This is a genomic window from Ottowia pentelensis (assembly GCF_964341695.1).
In genome coordinates this window covers 3814752-3831453 of sequence record NZ_OZ224513.1, presented here as the reverse complement: position 1 = coordinate 3831453, position 16702 = coordinate 3814752, and the positions used below count along the sequence as shown (strand labels likewise).

18 protein-coding genes, 1 tRNA gene and 1 riboswitch are annotated in these 16702 nt (G+C 65.0%); of the genes, 10 read left to right on the top strand and 9 right to left on the bottom strand.

All coding sequences use genetic code 11. The features are described from left to right. Positions 1-113 precede the first annotated feature (113 nt). The 8 genes from ACWHMB_RS18605 to ACWHMB_RS18570 all read left to right on the top strand — a co-directional run bounded on the left by ACWHMB_RS18605 (position 114) and on the right by ACWHMB_RS18570 (position 6229). Positions 114-1112 carry a DNA-directed RNA polymerase subunit alpha gene (locus tag ACWHMB_RS18605; RefSeq protein WP_377483417.1) on the top strand — a complete coding sequence of 333 codons (999 nt, stop codon included), beginning with the start codon at positions 114-116 and terminating at the stop codon, positions 1110-1112. Between the two features lie 105 nt (positions 1113-1217). Then, complete coding sequence (rplQ, locus tag ACWHMB_RS18600; RefSeq protein ID WP_377483415.1) at positions 1218-1604, top strand: 50S ribosomal protein L17; 387 nt, start codon at positions 1218-1220, stop codon at positions 1602-1604. A 25-nt stretch (positions 1605-1629) separates the two neighbouring features. After that, positions 1630-1706: transfer RNA gene (locus ACWHMB_RS18595), tRNA-Met, on the top strand. 270 nt (positions 1707-1976) lie between these two features. Next, positions 1977-3632 carry a cbb3-type cytochrome c oxidase subunit I gene (locus ACWHMB_RS18590; RefSeq protein WP_377483413.1) on the top strand — a complete coding sequence of 552 codons (1656 nt, stop codon included), beginning with the start codon at positions 1977-1979 and terminating at the stop codon, positions 3630-3632. Continuing rightward, complete coding sequence (locus ACWHMB_RS18585) at positions 3622-4272, top strand: cbb3-type cytochrome c oxidase subunit II (RefSeq protein ID WP_293220469.1); 651 nt, start codon at positions 3622-3624, stop codon at positions 4270-4272. The genes ACWHMB_RS18590 and ACWHMB_RS18585 overlap by 11 nt, the downstream gene beginning before the upstream one ends. A gap of 13 nt (positions 4273-4285) precedes the next feature. Next, positions 4286-4885 (top strand): c-type cytochrome, encoded by a 600-nt coding sequence (locus tag ACWHMB_RS18580; protein ID WP_293220467.1) that lies wholly within the window; start codon positions 4286-4288, stop codon positions 4883-4885. A 25-nt stretch (positions 4886-4910) separates the two neighbouring features. Next, positions 4911-5561, top strand: a complete 651-nt coding sequence (locus tag ACWHMB_RS18575; RefSeq protein WP_377483411.1) for an SCO family protein — start codon at positions 4911-4913, stop codon at positions 5559-5561. Next, positions 5558-6229 carry a hypothetical protein gene (locus tag ACWHMB_RS18570; RefSeq protein ID WP_377483409.1) on the top strand — a complete coding sequence of 224 codons (672 nt, stop codon included), beginning with the start codon at positions 5558-5560 and terminating at the stop codon, positions 6227-6229. Before ACWHMB_RS18575 ends, ACWHMB_RS18570 begins: the two co-directional genes overlap by 4 nt. Here the strand turns inward: ACWHMB_RS18570 and ACWHMB_RS18565 are convergent. Genes ACWHMB_RS18565 through ACWHMB_RS18525 form a run of 9 tightly spaced genes read right to left on the bottom strand, consistent with a single transcriptional unit; the run spans position 6165 to position 13948 of the window. Further along, the gene (locus ACWHMB_RS18565) at positions 6165-6989 is read right to left on the bottom strand and encodes an HAD-IIB family hydrolase (RefSeq protein ID WP_377483407.1); all 825 of its coding nucleotides are present in this window, start codon (positions 6987-6989) and stop codon (positions 6165-6167) included. The genes ACWHMB_RS18570 and ACWHMB_RS18565 overlap by 65 nt on opposite strands. Beyond that, positions 6986-8044 carry an acyltransferase family protein gene (locus ACWHMB_RS18560; protein WP_377483404.1) on the bottom strand — a complete coding sequence of 353 codons (1059 nt, stop codon included), beginning with the start codon at positions 8042-8044 and terminating at the stop codon, positions 6986-6988. The genes ACWHMB_RS18565 and ACWHMB_RS18560 overlap by 4 nt, the downstream gene beginning before the upstream one ends. Continuing rightward, positions 8034-8993, bottom strand: a complete 960-nt coding sequence (locus ACWHMB_RS18555) for a glycosyltransferase family 2 protein (RefSeq protein WP_377483402.1) — start codon at positions 8991-8993, stop codon at positions 8034-8036. The genes ACWHMB_RS18560 and ACWHMB_RS18555 overlap by 11 nt, the downstream gene beginning before the upstream one ends. A gap of 12 nt (positions 8994-9005) precedes the next feature. After that, positions 9006-9350: an EamA family transporter gene (locus tag ACWHMB_RS18550; RefSeq protein ID WP_377483400.1), complete on the bottom strand. Its 345-nt coding sequence runs from the start codon at positions 9348-9350 to the stop codon at positions 9006-9008. Continuing rightward, the gene (locus ACWHMB_RS18545) at positions 9343-10701 is read right to left on the bottom strand and encodes a hypothetical protein (RefSeq protein ID WP_377483398.1); all 1359 of its coding nucleotides are present in this window, start codon (positions 10699-10701) and stop codon (positions 9343-9345) included. The genes ACWHMB_RS18550 and ACWHMB_RS18545 overlap by 8 nt, the downstream gene beginning before the upstream one ends. Beyond that, positions 10698-11714 (bottom strand): acyltransferase family protein, encoded by a 1017-nt coding sequence (locus ACWHMB_RS18540; RefSeq protein WP_377483395.1) that lies wholly within the window; start codon positions 11712-11714, stop codon positions 10698-10700. The genes ACWHMB_RS18545 and ACWHMB_RS18540 overlap by 4 nt, the downstream gene beginning before the upstream one ends. 14 nt (positions 11715-11728) lie before the next feature. Next, positions 11729-13354, bottom strand: coding sequence for a peptide chain release factor 3 (locus tag ACWHMB_RS18535; protein WP_377483392.1), 1626 nt, complete (start codon positions 13352-13354; stop codon positions 11729-11731). A 10-nt stretch (positions 13355-13364) separates the two neighbouring features. Then, positions 13365-13679: a type II toxin-antitoxin system RelE/ParE family toxin gene (locus ACWHMB_RS18530; protein ID WP_377483390.1), complete on the bottom strand. Its 315-nt coding sequence runs from the start codon at positions 13677-13679 to the stop codon at positions 13365-13367. Then, the gene (locus ACWHMB_RS18525) at positions 13676-13948 is read right to left on the bottom strand and encodes a type II toxin-antitoxin system ParD family antitoxin (protein ID WP_377483388.1); all 273 of its coding nucleotides are present in this window, start codon (positions 13946-13948) and stop codon (positions 13676-13678) included. The genes ACWHMB_RS18530 and ACWHMB_RS18525 overlap by 4 nt, the downstream gene beginning before the upstream one ends. A gap of 91 nt (positions 13949-14039) precedes the next feature. After that, positions 14040-14117, top strand: a riboswitch (S-adenosyl-L-homocysteine riboswitch). A gap of 66 nt (positions 14118-14183) precedes the next feature. Between ACWHMB_RS18525 and ahcY the strand changes: the two genes are divergently transcribed. Next, positions 14184-15629, top strand: coding sequence for an adenosylhomocysteinase (gene ahcY / locus ACWHMB_RS18520; protein WP_377483385.1), 1446 nt, complete (start codon positions 14184-14186; stop codon positions 15627-15629). Positions 15630-15690: 61 nt separating this feature from the next. Next, the gene (locus ACWHMB_RS18515; RefSeq protein ID WP_377483383.1) at positions 15691-16554 is read left to right on the top strand and encodes a TlyA family RNA methyltransferase; all 864 of its coding nucleotides are present in this window, start codon (positions 15691-15693) and stop codon (positions 16552-16554) included. Positions 16555-16702 lie beyond the last annotated feature (148 nt).

The following is a 16702-nucleotide window of genomic DNA, read 5'->3' as shown; positions in this document are numbered from 1 at the left end:
TTCTTGCGCGCCCACCGACGCACCCAGTTCCAGCCCGCCATCCCTGGCGGGCTTGGCGCTTCACCAGCCTTACCGGTGTAACGAGCCGGGGGTATTGAGAGGAAGTCTGAAGAATGCAAAGCCAATTGCTGAAACCCAAAGCCATCAACGTCGAGCCCCTGGGCGAGCACAAGGCCAAGGTCACGCTCGAACCCTTCGAGCGTGGCTACGGGCACACCCTGGGCAACGCGCTGCGCCGCGTGCTGCTGTCGTCCATGGTGGGCTATGCCCCCACAGAGGTGACGATCGCCGGCGTGGTGCACGAATACTCCAGCATCGACGGCGTCCAGGAGGACGTGGTCAACCTGCTGCTGAACCTCAAGGGCGTGGTGTTCAAGCTGCACAACCGCGACGAGGTCACGCTGAGCCTGCGCAAGGACGGCGAGGGCGTGGTCACAGCGGCCGACATCCAGACCCCGCACGACGTCGAGATCGTCAACCCGCAGCACGTCATTGCCAACCTGTCGCACGGCGGCAAGCTGGACATGCAGATCAAGGTCGAGACCGGCCGCGGCTACGTGCCCGGCACGCTGCGCCGCTACGCCGACGAAGCCACCAAGTCGATCGGCCGCATCGTGCTCGATGCGTCCTACTCGCCGGTCAAGCGCGTCAGCTACGCGGTCGAGAACGCGCGCGTCGAGCAACGCACCGACCTGGACAAGCTGGTGATGGAGATCGAGACCAACGGCGCCATTACCGCCGAGGAGGCCGTGCGCGCCTCCGCCAAGATTCTGGTCGAGCAGTTGGCGGTGTTCGCCCAGCTCGAAGGTCCGGCCATCGACGGCCTGTTCGAGTCGGCCGCGCCACGCGGCGGCGTCCTGCCGACCTTCGACCCGATCCTGCTGCGCCCGGTCGACGAGCTGGAGCTGACGGTGCGCTCGGCCAACTGTCTGAAGGCCGAGAACATCTACTACATCGGCGATCTGATCCAGCGCACCGAGAACGAGCTGCTCAAGACCCCCAACCTGGGCCGCAAGTCGCTCAACGAGATCAAGGAAGTGCTGGCCTCGCGTGGCCTGACCCTGGGCATGAAGCTCGAAAACTGGCCCCCGTCGGGACTGGACAAGCGCTGACAGCTATTGATTTTATAGTGGTCGCCCATCGCTGGGCGGCATTTCGTGCACCAGGCCGTACCTGATCCGGCGGCCTGCACAACAAGGCAAGAAAGGAAAAGCACCATGCGACACGGTCACGGCCTGCGCAAACTCAACCGCACCAGCTCGCATCGCCTGGCGATGCTGCGCAACATGATGAACTCGCTGATCGCCCACGAGGCGATCAAGACCACGGTCCCCAAGGCCAAGGAACTGCGCCGCGTGATCGAGCCCATGATCACCCTGGCCAAGAACGACAGCGTGGCCAACCGCCGCCTGGCCTTTGCCCGCCTGCGCGACGACGCCAGCGTGGCCAAGCTGTTCGCCGACCTGGGCCCGCGCTTCAAGACCCGTCCGGGCGGCTACACGCGCATCCTGAAGATGGGCTTTCGCGTCGGCGACAACGCCCCCATGGCCTTCGTCGAGCTGCTCGATCGCCCCGAGACGGGCGACGAACCCAAGGCCGAATAAATATCGGTTATAATTTCAAGCTTGCCGCGCGATGGAGCAGTCTGGTAGCTCGTTGGGCTCATAACCCAAAGGTCGGAGGTTCAAATCCTCCTCGCGCAACCAGCATTCTGAGCAAAAAGCCGCCTTCGGGCGGCTTTTTTGTTGCCTGAACGGACAGCTGCAGGACGGGTTCGTGCGTGGAAACCCTGCTGCCAGCCATGCCTTGCCCCAGGTCAAGGTGACAAGTGCGCGTGGCTGGGGCATAAACGGGGCCGCGCGCGGTGAGCACGGGTTCTGGGTCCGTGCCCGGGCGCGCCAACGCATCGGGATGATTGGGCGCGGGTCGTTCACCGGCCCCATGCGGTGGCCGACAATCTCATAGGACTCAAAACCATGGACAGCGCCCTGTTGAGCCTGCTGGCAGCCTTTCTGCTGTCATTGCTGGGTTTATTCGCCTTCATCTGGTCGCTCCGAAAAGGCCTGCTGGTCGAAAACGTCCGGGCGGCCTCGGCCATCTTCGTCAAGGGCGAGATCGGGCGGGTGGACGATCCGGCGCTCAAGCCGGCGGGGCAGGCCAGCCTGCAGGCCGCCGCGGTCGAGCCGGGCGACACGGTGCACCCCCCCGATGCCGAGGAGCTGGAGGAGCGCCTGGCGGCCGACCGTTCGAGTGCGTTCCCGGTCTTCATGTTCATCAGTTTCGCCTGCATGTGGCTGCTGTTCGGCGGCATCGCGGGCCTGACCGCCTCGCTGAAGCTGCATTGGCCCGATTGGCTGGTGAGCGAGGCGTGGATGACCTTCGGGCGCATGCGCACCATGCACCTGACGGCCGTGCTCTACGGCTGGATCACCAACGCCGAGCTGGGCATCATCATCTGGCTGATGCCGCGCCTCTTGCGTCGCCCGCTGATGGGGCCGATGTGGATCATGCTGGGCGGCGCGCTGGTCAACGTCGCCATTGCCAGCGGCGTCGGCGCCATCGGCGCGGGCTGGACGGACGGCCTGGAGTACCTCGAAATGCCTTGGCAGATCGGGATCTTCTTTGCCGCCGGCATGATCTGCATCATCGGCCCGGTGATCTACACGCTGGTCAATCGCCGGGTCGAGTCGCTGTACGTGACCACCTGGTACCACACCGCGGCGCTGCTGTGGATCACGCTGCTGTTCATCGTCGGCAAGGTGCCGGGCGTGCAGTTCGGCGTGCAGCAGGCGGCCATGAACTGGTGGTACGGCCACAACGTGCTGGGCCTGTGGTTCACGCCGGTTGCCGTGGGCGCCATCTACTATTTTCTGCCCAAGATCATTGCGCGGCCCATCCGTTCGTACAACCTGTCCATCCTGGGCTTCTGGACGCTGGCCTTCTTTTACGCTCAGGTCGGCGGTCACCATCTGGTGGGCGGGCCGGTGCCGGGCTGGCTGGTCACGCTGTCCATCGTGCAGAGCATGATGATGATCATCCCGGTGCTGGCCTTTGGCATCAACATGGCGCTGACGATGAGGGGGCGCATGCACCTGGCGCGCTATTCGCCCGTGCTGCGCTTCATGATGTTCGGTGGCTTCATGTACCTGATGTCGTCCCTGCAGGGCTCGTTCGAGGCCTTGCGCTCGGTGCAGAAGGTGGCGCACTTCACGCACTACACCGTGGCCCATGCGCACCTGGGCGCCTACGGCTTCGTCACCATGGTGCTGTTTGGCGCTATCTATTTCATGATGCCGCGCATCCTGCACCACGAGTGGCCGTTTCCCAGGCTGATCTCCTGGCACTTCTGGCTGGCCAGCATCGGCATCCTGATCTATTTCGTGTTCCTGAGCTATGGCGGGTGGCTGCAGGGTCTGGCGATGCTCGACCCGGCCAGGCCGTTCATCGAGTCGGTCCGGGTCACGATCCCCTACCTGGAGTGGCGCAGCGTCGGCGGCAGCCTGATGGTGGCCAGCCACGTGGTGTTCGTTCTGCACTTCCTGGCCATGGTGCTGCACATGGGCCCCAATCGGGTCGGTGCGGCGCTGTTCTCGACCCAGGCTCAGGCCATGGAGGCGGTCAATGGAAAATGAAGTCAAGCTGACTGCGGGCGCGATGGTGACCTTTGCCATCGCCGTCACGGCCCTGGTGATCCTGCCGTTCATCCAGGTGCATGACGTGAAGGCGCCCGAAGGGCTGAAGCCCTATACCACGGCCGAGCTGCGCGGGCGTTCGGTCTACATCTCCAACGGCTGCATGTACTGCCACAGCCAGCAGCCGCGCTCCGAAAGCTTTGCCCCCGCCGATGCCAAGCGGGGCTGGGGGCGCGCTTCGGTGCCGGGCGACTACGTCTACGACCGGCCGCACCTGCTGGGCAGCATGCGCACCGGCCCCGACCTGCTCAACATCGGCGTGCGCCAGCCGAGCAAGGACTGGCAACTGGGGCACCTGTATCAGCCGCGTGCCTATGTGCCGGGCTCCATCATGCCGTCCTACCCCTATCTGTTCGACGTCAAGGACAAGGCCGATCCCGATGAGCAGGTGGTGAACCTGCCACCCGACTACGCGCCGCAGGGCAAGGTGGTGGTGCCCAAGCCGGAGGCGCTGGATCTGGTCAAGTACCTGCAATCCCTCAAGCGCAACTATCCGATTCTGCCGCCCGAGCCGCAGGCAGCGGGCGGCGCCAAGACCTCCGCGGCACCGGCGCCTGGCAAATCCCCAGCCGCGTCTTGAAAGGACCGAAGTCATGAGTCAAGACAAACCGCTTGAAGACGCCCAGCGTCGCGAAAGCGAAGACCCCGAGGAGGCCGTCCGCCCCATGCCCGTGGTGGTGCTGCTGATCGCCGTGGTCATGGCGCTCTGGGGCGTGGTCTACATCCTGTACTCCGAGCCCCTGGACAACTCCCGATTTGGCGACCAGCGCACCCTGGCCGAGCTTTCCGGACCGGCGCCGGGCGCGGCTGGCGGCAAGGTCGACGGTGCCGCCATCTTTGCCGCCCAATGCGTGGCCTGCCACCAGGCCACCGGCAAGGGCCTGCCGGGGGTCTTTCCGCCGCTGGACGGCTCGGAATGGGTGCATGGCGAGCCGCGCATCCTGGCCAACATCCTGCTGCACGGCATCACCGGTGAAATCGAGGTGGAGGGCCAGAAGTTCAATGGCCAGATGCCCTCGTTTCATCAACTGAGCGACGCCGAACTGGCCGCCGTGGCCAGTCACATCCGCAGCAGCTGGAGCAACAAGTCCGAGGCCATCGAGGCCAGCGTGTTCGAGGCCGAGCGCAAGGCCGGCGCGTCGCGCACCACGCCGTTCGAGGGCGGCGCGGCGCTCAAGGCGCTGATGAAGTAGCCGAAGGCGGCCGCCGGAGCGCAGCATGTGGCGCACCCTTCTTGCCAGCGCGCTGCTCCTCGTGTGCGGCTGGAGCGCCGCCACCTGGCTGACGGATGGCTTCCAGGTCTGGACCGACGAGGGCGCGCGCCGCCTGGAGGTGGCCCTCGAACCGGTGGCCGCACCGCGCGTCGTGGCCCAGGGCCCCGAGGTGGGCGAGCTGCCATTGCCGCAGCTGCTGGCCCGCCACGGCGGCGTGACCATCGTCGACTTCATCTACACCCGCTGCCTCACCGTGTGCCGCACGCTGGGCGGCAGCTTTCAGCAATTGCAGGACGCACTGCAGGCCGACGCCCGCGCCGGCAAGCCGAGCGGCGTGCGCCTGCTGTCGATCAGCTTCGACGGCGCGCACGACGACCCGGCGGCGCTGAAGATCTACGCCCAGGGCCTGAAGGCCGAGCCCGAGCTGTGGCGCTTCGTGCGCGTGCCCGACGCGGCCCAGCAGCAGGCCCTGCTGCGCCGCCTGGGCGTGGTGGTGGTGCCCGACGGGCGCGGCGACTTCGAGCACAACGCCGCGCTGCTGGTGTTCGACGCACGCGGGCGCATGGTGCGCATATTCGACCTGGCCGAGCAGCAACTGGCGCTGGACTACGCGCGCCACCTGGCGCGCCAGGGCGTGCACAAGGACCTGCTGTGAACGCGCGCGCCCAGGCCCTCATCGGCGCGGCCCTGCTGGCGGTGTTGGCCTTGGCGCCCGTGCGCCACGCCCTGGAGGCCGGCATGTGGCGCCACATGATGCTGCAGTTTCCGCTGTGGATGGCGGCCGGTGCGCTGCTCGTGGCGGCCCTGCCCGCGCGTGCGCGTGCCCTCGTCGCGCGCTGCAACGCCTACGGCATCACCGGGTTGGTGGGGGTGGCGCTGGCGCTGGCGGTGGGGATGGTGCCGCGCGTGCTGGACCTGGCCCTGCTGCGTCCCGAGGTGGAATGGACCAAGCTGGCCGCGCTGCTGCTGGCGGGCGCCGCGCTGCGCCTGTCCTGGCGGCCGGCCGGGCTGGTGCTGCAGTTTTTCTTTTTGGGCAACGTGCTGCCCATGATGGCGGTGGTCGGCTCGCTCTATGTCGATTCGCCGCTGCGCCTGTGCAACGCCTATCTGCTGGACGACCAGGTGCGCCTGGGCCAGTGGCTGATCGGTGTCGCTGCCACCATCGCCGTGGCCTGGCTGGCCTGGGTGGGTTGGCAGCAGGTGCGCCGCGAGGACTTGGCGCGCGCGGCCGCCGTGGCCGCGGACCCGGCGTCGTTGGTCAGCGCCCCCGCAGCAGCACGCGCGCCAGCTCCGCAAAGCCCGCACCCCGCTCGCCACGGGTGACGTAGCGCGGCAGCGTGGCCAGCTGCGGCACGAAGCGCGCGATGTTGGCCACGCCCACGCTGTGCGCAAAGTGCTCGAACATCAGCTGGTCGTTGGTCGAGTCGCCCACGTAGACCCAGCGGTCCGTCTCGGCCGCCAGCTCGCGCCCGAACCGCTCGCGCACGATCCAGCACGCGCCCTGCCACTTGTTGTGCGTGCCGTACCAGCCGTTGATGTGGATGGAGCTGACGGTGGCGTTCATGCCGGCCGCGTGCATCAGCGCCACGCAGCGGTCGATGGCGGCCTGGGGCAGGTGGGTGAATTCGCTGTGGTCGATGGCGATGTCGCATTCGCGCCCGGCCGAGTCCCGCGCGCGCCGCGCGCCCGGCACCGTGGCCTCGATCTGGGCCAGCACCTGCTGCATGCGCGCGAAGTGGGCGGCGCGCGTGGCAGCATCTTGTTGATATATTTTTGATAGCTGCCTGCGCTTATTGGGCGGGCGCTGGAGGCCTATTTGGCCAATATTCTGCGGAACCAGGGCCACCGCCCCGTTCTCCGCCACGATGGCATCCACCGGCCAGTGCGCTGCCATGGGCTCGCTCCAGCCCACCGGCCGACCGGTGATCGGGATGACGTGCAGGCCCGCCGCCTTCAGATCGGTCAGCGCCTGCAAGGCATCCGGCGTGATGGCGCCGTCGGTGGTCAGGGTGTCGTCGATGTCGGTGAATAGGCCGACGAGGTGCGTCTGCTCGGTTGCAGGCCAGTCGATCAGGGGTGTCATGACACGGCCCTCAGCAGGGGTTTCTCGACCCCGCGAAACCACAACAGGCTCGCCAGCACGATGACCACGGGCAGTGCCAGCAGAAATGCCAGCAGCGCCGGAGGCGAGGCGACGCCCCAGGCCACGCGCAACCGGCCGCCGGCGTCGAGCAGCACGGTGTGCAGCAGGTACAGGCTGTAGGAGGCATTGCCCACCGCGACCAACCAGCCCGGCGGGTGCCGGTGCGTCTGCTCCAGCGTGAGCGCCAGCACCAGTGCGGATACCCCCATGACGCCGAAGCTGGCCGCTCGCAGGACTTCGACCCGGTCGAAGTAGGGCGAGGTGGTGCCCAGCGCCAGCCCAGCGGCCATCAGCAGCAGGCACAAGGGCATGGTGATGCGGGTGAAGTGGAACATGCGTGCCCGCCCGGCGTAGGCGTGGGCCAGCAAGGCCCCAGCCAGAAACTCGATCCCCAGCCCCGTGAAGACGTAGCGCAGCGGCTGCCCGCCGTTGAACACCCGCACCGGGTCGGCCAGCAACCACGCGATGCCCCATGCGGCCAGCAGCAGCATCACGACGCCGATCGTCTTGATCTGGTGGCGCTGAGGCAGCAGGGCGATCAGGCCGATCCACAGGTAGAAATAAATTTCCATCGTCAACGACCACGCCGGTGCCAGCCAGTTGTCCCAGATGTTCGGGTACAGCAGCAGGGTGCTGAAAAGCATTTTGCGCAGCGGGGGCAATTCGCTCTGGTAAACGAACACGGTCAGGAGCGCGATCAGCAGCAGCACTGGCCAGTAGCCCAGGTAGATGCGCATCAGACGCTTCTTTGCAAAGGACCAGACGCCGTGTGCGGGGATGGTGCGCCGGGCCGAGCGGTAGACCACGAAGCCGCTGAGCGCAAAGAAAATGTCCACTCCCGCAAAGCCCCAGCGCGTGGCGACGTGGGTCCACGCGAGCAGCGGATGCAGATCCCAATGCGGCAACATGTGGAAGAACAGCACCATCAGCGCCGCGATGCCGCGCAGCGCCTGAATCCAGTTCAGGTTGGCCTGGGGGGGTACCTCAGGGTTCATCGTTAAGTTCGGGGGCGAGCGCGTCCCTTGGCACGGTGCTCACGTCGTGGTGCAGGAATGCGATCAGGAACTGGATGCCGATGATCAGTGGCAGTGCCGCCACCATCACCGTGCCGCTCGAAGCCGGTTGCCCGCTGGCAATGCTGAGCGCCCAATGGGCGCCGCCAAACAGCAGCGCCCAGAGGCACAGCAGGACGCCCAGGATGCTGTAGAGGCTGCCGATGCTGAAATCGCGCACCAGGTATTGATAGACGTAGCGCTTGAAAAAGCGCGAGGTGTGCTTGCGCAGGAACTCCGGCAGCACTTTCGACACTTTCAAGCCCGACTGCTCGTCAGCGTACACGGCGTCCATCGGAACGTCATGCACCACGGCGCGCACGATATTCAGGCGGTAAAGCATGTCGCTTTCAAAGAAGTAGCGCTGCTCCAATTTTTCCAGCGGCAACTCGCGCAGCACCGCAGTATGAATGGCGGTGTAACCGTTGGTCGGATCCATGATCGGCCAGTAGCCGGTGCTGAGCTTGTTGATGAAGGACAGCGCTGCATTGCCGAACAGGCGGATCGGCGGCATGCCGCGCAGCGATTCGGGCCGGTAGAAGCGGTTGCCTTTGGTGTAGTCTGCCTTCCCCAACTTGATGGGGCGAACGAAGTGTGGGATCAGCGCAGGGTCCATCTGTCCATCGCCGTCGATCTTGACCACGACGTCCATGCCATCGGCCAGTGCCGACTGGTAGGCCGTGACGACGGCACCGCCGACGCCGCGGTTTGCTGGGTGGTAGAGCACGCGCACCCGTGCATCGTGGTTGTGCTCTTCGATGAAGCGCCCGCTGCCCTCGGGACACGCGTCGTCGACCGCGTAGATGGCCTGCACCTCGGGGCCGATGGCGGCAATCACGCCCAGCACGTGCTGCGTGACCTTGTAGCAGGGAATGGCGACGGCGATGCGCATGGCGTCAAAGCATCACAGGGATGCCAGGGAAACGCCAAGCAAGATCAGCAGCCCCCCGGCGAAGGTGCGCCAATGCAGGGGTTCGCCCAGCAGCAACCAGGCCAAGGTCGGCACGATGAGAAACGCCAGCCCCATGAAGGGATAGGCCAAGTGCAGCGGCACGTGCTTGAGAACCCATACCCAACCGAGCGTGGTCAGACCGTAGAGCGCAAATGAGCCTATCAGCCATCCATTGGAGACCAGCGCGTACCAAGTTATGGGTTCGGTGAATGCAGCGGCCGCCTTTTTGAACAGGATTTGCCCCAGACTGATGCACAGCACGCATAGAAGGGTCAGAGCGACCGTGTACTTAGACATCGCGGCTTGTGGTGTGGTAGAGCGCAGGCAATAGCGCAAGCGGGGCGGTGAAAAATGCCAGTAAATAACGGTACTCTCCGGCAATTGAAAAGGTGAACACGGCAGCCAATTGAAGCGCATAGGTACCGACTATGGCGATCTGCGACAGTTGGCGCTCGCGCAGCAGGCGTCGACAGCCGATGAGGATCAAGGCGATGCCCACCCACGGCGCCCAAAGCAGGGCACGGTAGCGCATTGAAAATTCAAACCAATCGCGCAAGAAAGGCGTGGTCGGCCATTCGACCACGTTGGTGGTGGAGACGGATTTGGTTTGCGGCAGCACATACTGGGCCACTGTGGGGTCTGGAATGCCGCCGTTGGCTAAGGCTGAATACAGAAATATATTGATGCGACTTGCGGCGAAGGCGGGCAGGTTGTGCCACAGGTTGTACTTGAAGAATTCGCGGACGATGACGCGCTTTGCGTCCTTGGAGAGGGTTAGAAGAGCAGGGCCTTGAGTGAAGAATATCAGTGGGTCCCAATAGTAGTGATCGTAGAACTGCGAAATTTGCTTCAGACTTTTTCCGCTTGAGGTCAGCGCCTCGGTGGTTCTTGGCGTCACTCGAGGTTCGTTGCGCTCCCACAAGCCCATCGGGCGGTGCTCCAAAAATCCTACGGTTTCGTACAGGGTCAGGGGGAAGATGGTGCCGATGGGATTCTTGTAGGGGTATGTGAATTGCCCATAAAGGCCGATCAGGCACCAGGGTAGTACGACGATAGCCCATCGAACGCGCTGGGTTCGGGGAAGTATCCAAGCCAAGGCCAGTAGTGGCAAGAGGTTCAGAATTCCGTTCGGACGCGCAAGCAAGGCAAATGGCACGGTAATGAGCAACAGCAGTGCTGCTGCCTTGTCCACGATGCGCAGGCACCAGCAGCGCCATATCTCGAAAAGCATGCCGCTCAACGCCACTGCATAGATGCCATCGGAATAGAGGCTGCTGCTGTAATAGACCACGCTTGGGGCCAGCGCGACAAAGAATAGGCAGTAGGCGAAACTCTTCCGCATGTGCTGTGCCCAGAGCCAACTGAGGATGCGTGTGCATACGAGCGCAGCAACCAGCATTTGGAAGCCGATCGGAACTTCGACGCGGCCCGTCGTGCCGTAGAGCCAGTTCACGTACATGTACCAGAAAGCAGGCTTGTTGGCCTGAAATTCCCGGTGGGTGTCGACCTCACGCAAGATGGCCAAGCTGTCCTGGCCCAGAATGCCAGGCCAGCACGCGACCAGCCAAGCGGTGTAAATGACCAATAGAAACAAAAACAGAGCGCCGAAACGCAGGAGTTTTTTGTTCACAGTGGGGATGGCGGTCATGGTGTCCGCGGCTTGAATTTCAGCGCAGGCTTTTCCAGCCCATGCCAGCTGGCGTAGGCCAGCCCGACAGTGACGGCCAGCGACAGGACCAGAGTGCCTGCAAAGCCCAGGCCGGGCCAGGTGAAGTGGACGATGGTTTGCTGAACCGGAAAGGCGTACAGGTAGATTCCGTAAGACGGATCGCCCCATCGCCCGGCGCGGTGAAGGATCGGGGTGGACTTGGTACCGAGGTAGATGACCGCGAAAGGCAGGCCCATTAAGAGTGCGGTATGTCGCCAACCTACCGCCCAAGCGATTGCGCAGGCCAGTCCGATGATGAGGGTCCAGACTGCGGGGCGGTGGCTCCAGTGCGCTTGCAACGTGAATAGGGCGGTTCCGGCGAGGAAGAAGGCGCTCAGCTCGCGGCCGTAGTTTACGGTGCCGGTCACGTCGGCGTTGCTATGGGCGAAGAACCAAGCCATGTACAGTGCTATGCACAGTAGCAGTACAAGGCGAAAGCGCAGCAGGCCCAGCAGCCCTGCCACGCCCAGAACGATGTAGCAGCGCACCTCGATGGGAATGGTCCACAGAGAGCCGTTGACGCCGAGCGCGTACGGGTTGTGCTCGAACACGCCGGGCAAGACGAAATGGATCTTGAGCCAAAGCCCCTGCAGGTAGTTGGCGGTGGCGCGGTGTGTCAGGTACTGCTGCAGCGGCAGCTCGGTTACCCAGGCACCGAGCCCATACGCGGCGAGTACGATGGCGGCCGTCAACGCCGGCCAGATGCGCAAGAAGCGTCGCAGTGCAAAGCGCCACAGGCTGGGGTCGCGCTGCCAGCTGGCCGCGACCAGGTAGCCGCTGAGGACAAAAAATACAGTGACGGCCAATCCGCCCACGCTGTGCACTCCGAAGAATGTCGGTTCCACCTGCCCGGTCAGCGCATATTGGTGACTGACCAGCACCATGCTGGCCGCGACGATGCGGATGGCGTCGAAGTTGTTGCCGGGGTGCGTGGCCTGCGCTCTCGAGGTCATCGGATGATCCGCAATCAGGTCGCCTGCAACTCCAGCCCCGCATGCTCGCGCAGCGGGTGGAAGTGGATCTTCGGGAAACGCTCCTGCGCCAGGCGCACGTCATAGGGCGACGTGCACAGGTAGGCCAGGGTGTCGGCGGCGTCGTGGGCCATGCGCAGGGGGTAGGCGTTCTCGAAGGCGCTCAGCTCGGCCGGCGTGTCGGCGGTGATCCAGCGTGCGCCGGTGTAGGGGCAGCCTTCCAGGCGCACGTCACAGTCGTACTCGGTCTTCAGGCGGTGCTGCACCACCTCGAACTGCAGCTGGCCGACGGCGCCCAGCAGCATGTTGCCGCCCGCATCCGGTTTGAACACTTGAATGGCGCCTTCCTCGCCCAGCTGCATCAGGCCCTGCTGCAGCTGCTTGGTGCGCAGCGGGTTCTTCAGCACCACGGTCATGAACATCTCGGGCGCGAAGAAGGGCAGGCCGGTGAACTGCAGGTTGGGGCCATCGGTGATGGAGTCGCCCAGCTGCACGCCGCCGTGAATGGTGAAGCCGATGATGTCGCCGGCGTAGGCCTCATCGACCGCCTCGCGCCGCTGGCTCATGAAGGTCACCACGCTGGTCGGGCGCAACTCCTTGCCGGTGCGCTGCACCTTCATCTTCATGCCCGGCTGGTATTTGCCCGAGGCCACTCGCACGAAGGCGATGCGGTCGCGGTGGTTGGCGTCCATGTTGGCCTGCACCTTGAAGACCACGCCCGAAAAGCCCTCGTCCTCGGGATGCACGGTGACTTCCTCGCGCTGGCGGTTGACCTCGGTCCAGGCCTTGCGCGGGCCGGGCGGGGGCGACATGTCGACCACGGCGTTCAGCACTTCCATCACGCCGAAGTTGTTGACGCCCGAGCCGAAGAACACGGGGGTCAGCTTGGCCGCCAGGAAGGCCTCGTGGTTCCATGGCTCGGATGCGCCGACGGCCAGCTCCATGCTTTCCATGGCGTGGTCGAAGGCTGCGCCGAAGCGCGCGCGCAGCTTGTCGGTGTCGGTGAGCGGGATGACCTCGAAGTCCTGCGGGCGCTTCTCGCTGCCGGCCTGGAACACCGTCATGCTTTGCGTGCGCAGGTCGATGATGCCGCCGAACGTCTTGCCCTGGCCCACCGGCCAGGTCATCGGGCAGCAGGGCATGCCCAGTTCGCGCTCCACCTCATCGAGGATGTCCAGCGGGTCGCGCACCTCGCGGTCCATCTTGTTGACGAAGGTGATGATGGGCGTGTCGCGCTGGCGGCAAACTTCGATCAGGCGGCGCGTCTGCGCCTCCACGCCGTTGGCGGCGTCGATCACCATCAGGGCCGAATCGACGGCGGTGAGCACGCGGTAGGTGTCTTCCGAGAAGTCCTTGTGGCCGGGCGTGTCCAGCAGGTTGATGACGTGGTCGCGGTAGCTCATCTGCATCACCGAGCTGGCCACCGAGATGCCGCGCTGCTTCTCGATCTCCATCCAGTCGCTGGTGGCGTGGCGGCTGGCCTTGCGGCCCTTCACGGCGCCGGCGATCTGGATGGCGCCGGAGAACAGCAGCAGCTTTTCCGTCAGCGTGGTCTTGCCGGCGTCGGGGTGGGAAATGATGGCAAAGGTGCGGCGGCGGCGCGTTTCGGAGGCGTAGGACACGATGAAGGCGTTATGGCGAAGTCAGGTGCCGTGCAAGGTCGCTCGCCTGGTGCAGCACGCGCACGATGTCGATGCGCTGTGGCCCGGCGAGATAGAAGACGGCGTAGGGAAAGTGGTTCAAGGTCCAGAAACGCAGGCCGACCGCGGCGCTGGTGCGCGCGTATCGGGGCGATCCCGTTCCTGGGTGCTTTTTGATGTGTTGCAGTGCGGCGTCTACTTCGTCCCTGAAACGCTCGGCCAGAGCCAAGTCGGACACGTCGAAGTAATACGCAAAGGCTTGCTCCAGATCGTCGGCGGCCTGTTGGCTGAGAACGATGGGGCTCACGGGCGTGCCGCGGCTTTGGCGGCACGGGCGGTGGCGATGCGTGCCGTCCACGCGTCACGCTGTTCGTCCCAGGTGCGCGTGGCCGGGCCCGAATCGATGCCCTCCTGGATCAGCGCCACGAAGCGCTCCTCGGCGGCCCGCTCCTCGTCGCGGCGCACCAGGTCGCGCACGTATTCGCTGGCCGAACTGTAGCCGCGCGCCTTGATGCGCGCGTCGACGAAGGCCTTGAGGTCATCCGTCAGCGAGATGTTCATGGTCACGGTGCTCATGGGCCGATTTTACGTGGGCATGGCAAGGATTGCCAACGAGCGGCGCGCCCATGATGGCGCCGCGCTGAAGCCGCGCCGATATAATTTCAACCCTTCCGAGGAGCGTTGCAGTGCCTCCCGCGCGCGGGGCACGAGGCTCGGATATTTCATGCAACGACGCTCACCCACGCTGGCAGTGCGGTGAGTGCTTTCCCTCCAAGGCGTGGTTTTTTCAGACCTTCGATTGGAGAAGACCATGAGCGCTGTTCTCAAACCTACCCCCGACTCGGCCGTGGCCGATCTGTCCCTGGCCGCCTGGGGCCGCAAGGAAATCGCAATCGCCGAGACCGAGATGCCCGGCCTGATGGCGATCCGCGCCGAATACGCCAAGAAGCAGCCCCTCAAAGGCGCGCGCATCGCGGGCAGCCTGCACATGACGATCCAGACCGCCGTGCTGATCGAGACGCTGCAGGCGCTGGGCGCCGAGGTGCGCTGGGCCTCGTGCAACATCTTCAGCACGCAGGACCACGCCGCTGCCGCCATTGCCGCCGCCGGCACGCCGGTGTTTGCCATCAAGGGCGAGTCGCTCAAGGACTACTGGGACTACACGCACCGCATCTTCGAGTTCGGCGCCAAGGGCAGCAAGCACGAAGGCCCCAACCTGATCCTCGACGACGGCGGTGATGCCACGCTGCTGATGCACCTGGGCGCGCGCGCCGAGAAAGACCTCAAGGCGCTGGGCAAGGCCGGCAGCGAAGAAGAAAAGATCCTGCACGCCGCCATCAAGGCCAGGCTCAAGCTCGATCCCACCTGGTACAGCCGGCGCCTGGCGCACATCATCGGCGTGACCGAGGAGACCACTACCGGCGTGCACCGCCTGGCCGAGATGGCGGCCAAGGGCACGCTGAAGATGCGCGCCATCAACGTCAACGACTCGGTCACCAAGAGCAAGTTCGACAACCTGTACGGCTGCCGCGAATCGCTGGTGGACGGCATCAAGCGCGCCACCGACGTGATGATCGCCGGCAAGGTGGCCTGCGTGGCCGGCTACGGCGACGTCGGCAAGGGCTCGGCCCAGGCGCTGCGCGCGCTGTCGGCCCAGGTGTGGGTGACCGAGATCGACCCCATCAACGCGCTGCAGGCGGCGATGGAGGGCTTCAAGGTGGTGACCATGGAATACGCCGCCGACAAGGCCGATCTCTTCGTCACCACCACCGGCAACCGCGACGTCATCCGCTACGAGCACATGGCGGCCATGAAGGACCAGGCCATCGTCTGCAACATCGGCCACTTCGACAACGAGATCGACGTCGCCTCGCTTGAAAAGCACTGCCAGTGGGAAGAGATCAAGCCGCAGGTCGACCACGTGATTTTCCCCAGGCAAGGCAAGAAGCCGGCCAAGCGCATCATCCTGCTGGCCAAGGGCCGGCTGGTCAACCTGGGCTGCGCCACCGGCCACCCCAGCTACGTGATGAGCAGCAGCTTCGCCAACCAGACGCTGGCGCAGATCGAGCTGTTCACCAAGCCCAAGAGCTATGACGAGGGCAAGGTCTACGTGCTGCCCAAGCACCTGGACGAGAAGGTGGCCCGCCTGCAGTTGTCCAAGCTGGGCGTGGAACTGACGCAGCTGACCAAGGCGCAGGCCGCCTACATCGGCGTGCCGGTGCAGGGGCCGTACAAGTCGGATACGTATCGCTATTGATTGAATAGCTGCTGACGCTTGATTGACGGGCGCCGCAGGCCGATTTCGTTTAAAAACCGCCATGCGCGCCGACCAGTGGCTGCTCGACCGCGGCCTGGCCGCCAGCCGCAGCCAGGCTCAGCGCCTGCTGGCGGCCGGCGCGCGCTGGCGCATGCCGGGCGGCGCCTGGCGCGCCCTGGCCAAGGCCGACGCGCTGCCGCCCGACGCCGAGGTCGAACTGCTGGATGCGGCCGAGGCGCGCTACGTCTCGCGCGGCGGCCTCAAGCTGGAGGGTGCGCTGGCCGCCACCGGCCTGCAGGTGGCGGGCTGGCACTGCCTGGACGTGGGCCAGTCCACCGGCGGCTTCACCGACTGCCTGCTGCAGCACGGCGCCGCGCACGTGACAGGCGTCGACGTCGGCCACGGGCAGTTGCACCCGCGCTTGCGCGGCGATGACCGGGTGCGGGTGTTGGAGGGCGTCAATGTGCGGCAGCTCGATGCAACAAAATTAATAGCTGCCGGCGCTGATTCAACGGGCGCTGCGGGCCAATTCGATGCCACATTCGAGCTGATCGTCGGCGACCTGTCCTTCATCTCGCTCACCCTGGTATTGCCCGCGCTGGCGCCGCTGCTGGCGCCCGCGGGCCATCTGCTGCTGCTGGTCAAGCCGCAGTTCGAGCTGCAGCCGGCCGACATCGGCAAGGGCGGCATCGTGCGCGATGCGGCCTTGTACGCGCGGGTCGAGCAGCGCCTGCGTGCGGCCTGCGCCGACGCGGGCCTGAGGGTGCTGCACTGGCTGCCCAGCCCGATCGCCGGCGGCGACGGCAACCGCGAATTCTTCATCCACGCGGGTGGAGCGGGCGACAGGCCAAAACAGCCTCAACAGCCGAACGCAGAGGGCGCAAAAAAATCGCAAAGGACGCAAAAAATTCAAAAAACAAGATGATTGAAAATGCTTTGAAGTTGTTGCTTGGTGCGCGCAAGAAACTATTGTTTTGAAAGCATTTTCAGAAGGTTTTTTTCTGCGCCCTCTGCGATTTTTTTGCGTCCTCTGCGTTCGGCTGTTCTCACATCTTCGCTTCTCCATCGCACAT

What these genes read in the sequence shown, in the direction of transcription:
- ACWHMB_RS18560 (WP_377483404.1), bottom strand. Translation starts at nt 8,044, where the DNA reads ATGAACCCTGAGGTACCCCCCCAGGCCAACCTGAACTGGATTCAGGCG.
- ACWHMB_RS18545 (WP_377483398.1), bottom strand. Translation starts at nt 10,701, where the DNA reads ATGACCGCCATCCCCACTGTGAACAAAAAACTCCTGCGTTTCGGCGCT.
- ACWHMB_RS18585 (WP_293220469.1), top strand. Translation starts at nt 3,622, where the DNA reads ATGGAAAATGAAGTCAAGCTGACTGCGGGCGCGATGGTGACCTTTGCC.
- ACWHMB_RS18555 (WP_377483402.1), bottom strand. Translation starts at nt 8,993, where the DNA reads ATGCGCATCGCCGTCGCCATTCCCTGCTACAAGGTCACGCAGCACGTG.
- ahcY (WP_377483385.1), top strand. Translation starts at nt 14,184, where the DNA reads ATGAGCGCTGTTCTCAAACCTACCCCCGACTCGGCCGTGGCCGATCTG.
- ACWHMB_RS18605 (WP_377483417.1), top strand. Translation starts at nt 114, where the DNA reads ATGCAAAGCCAATTGCTGAAACCCAAAGCCATCAACGTCGAGCCCCTG.
- ACWHMB_RS18540 (WP_377483395.1), bottom strand. Translation starts at nt 11,714, where the DNA reads ATGACCTCGAGAGCGCAGGCCACGCACCCCGGCAACAACTTCGACGCC.
- ACWHMB_RS18525 (WP_377483388.1), bottom strand. Translation starts at nt 13,948, where the DNA reads ATGAGCACCGTGACCATGAACATCTCGCTGACGGATGACCTCAAGGCC.
- ACWHMB_RS18515 (WP_377483383.1), top strand. Translation starts at nt 15,691, where the DNA reads ATGCGCGCCGACCAGTGGCTGCTCGACCGCGGCCTGGCCGCCAGCCGC.
- ACWHMB_RS18565 (WP_377483407.1), bottom strand. Translation starts at nt 6,989, where the DNA reads ATGACACCCCTGATCGACTGGCCTGCAACCGAGCAGACGCACCTCGTC.
- ACWHMB_RS18590 (WP_377483413.1), top strand. Translation starts at nt 1,977, where the DNA reads ATGGACAGCGCCCTGTTGAGCCTGCTGGCAGCCTTTCTGCTGTCATTG.
- ACWHMB_RS18550 (WP_377483400.1), bottom strand. Translation starts at nt 9,350, where the DNA reads ATGTCTAAGTACACGGTCGCTCTGACCCTTCTATGCGTGCTGTGCATC.
- ACWHMB_RS18580 (WP_293220467.1), top strand. Translation starts at nt 4,286, where the DNA reads ATGAGTCAAGACAAACCGCTTGAAGACGCCCAGCGTCGCGAAAGCGAA.
- rplQ (WP_377483415.1), top strand. Translation starts at nt 1,218, where the DNA reads ATGCGACACGGTCACGGCCTGCGCAAACTCAACCGCACCAGCTCGCAT.
- ACWHMB_RS18575 (WP_377483411.1), top strand. Translation starts at nt 4,911, where the DNA reads ATGTGGCGCACCCTTCTTGCCAGCGCGCTGCTCCTCGTGTGCGGCTGG.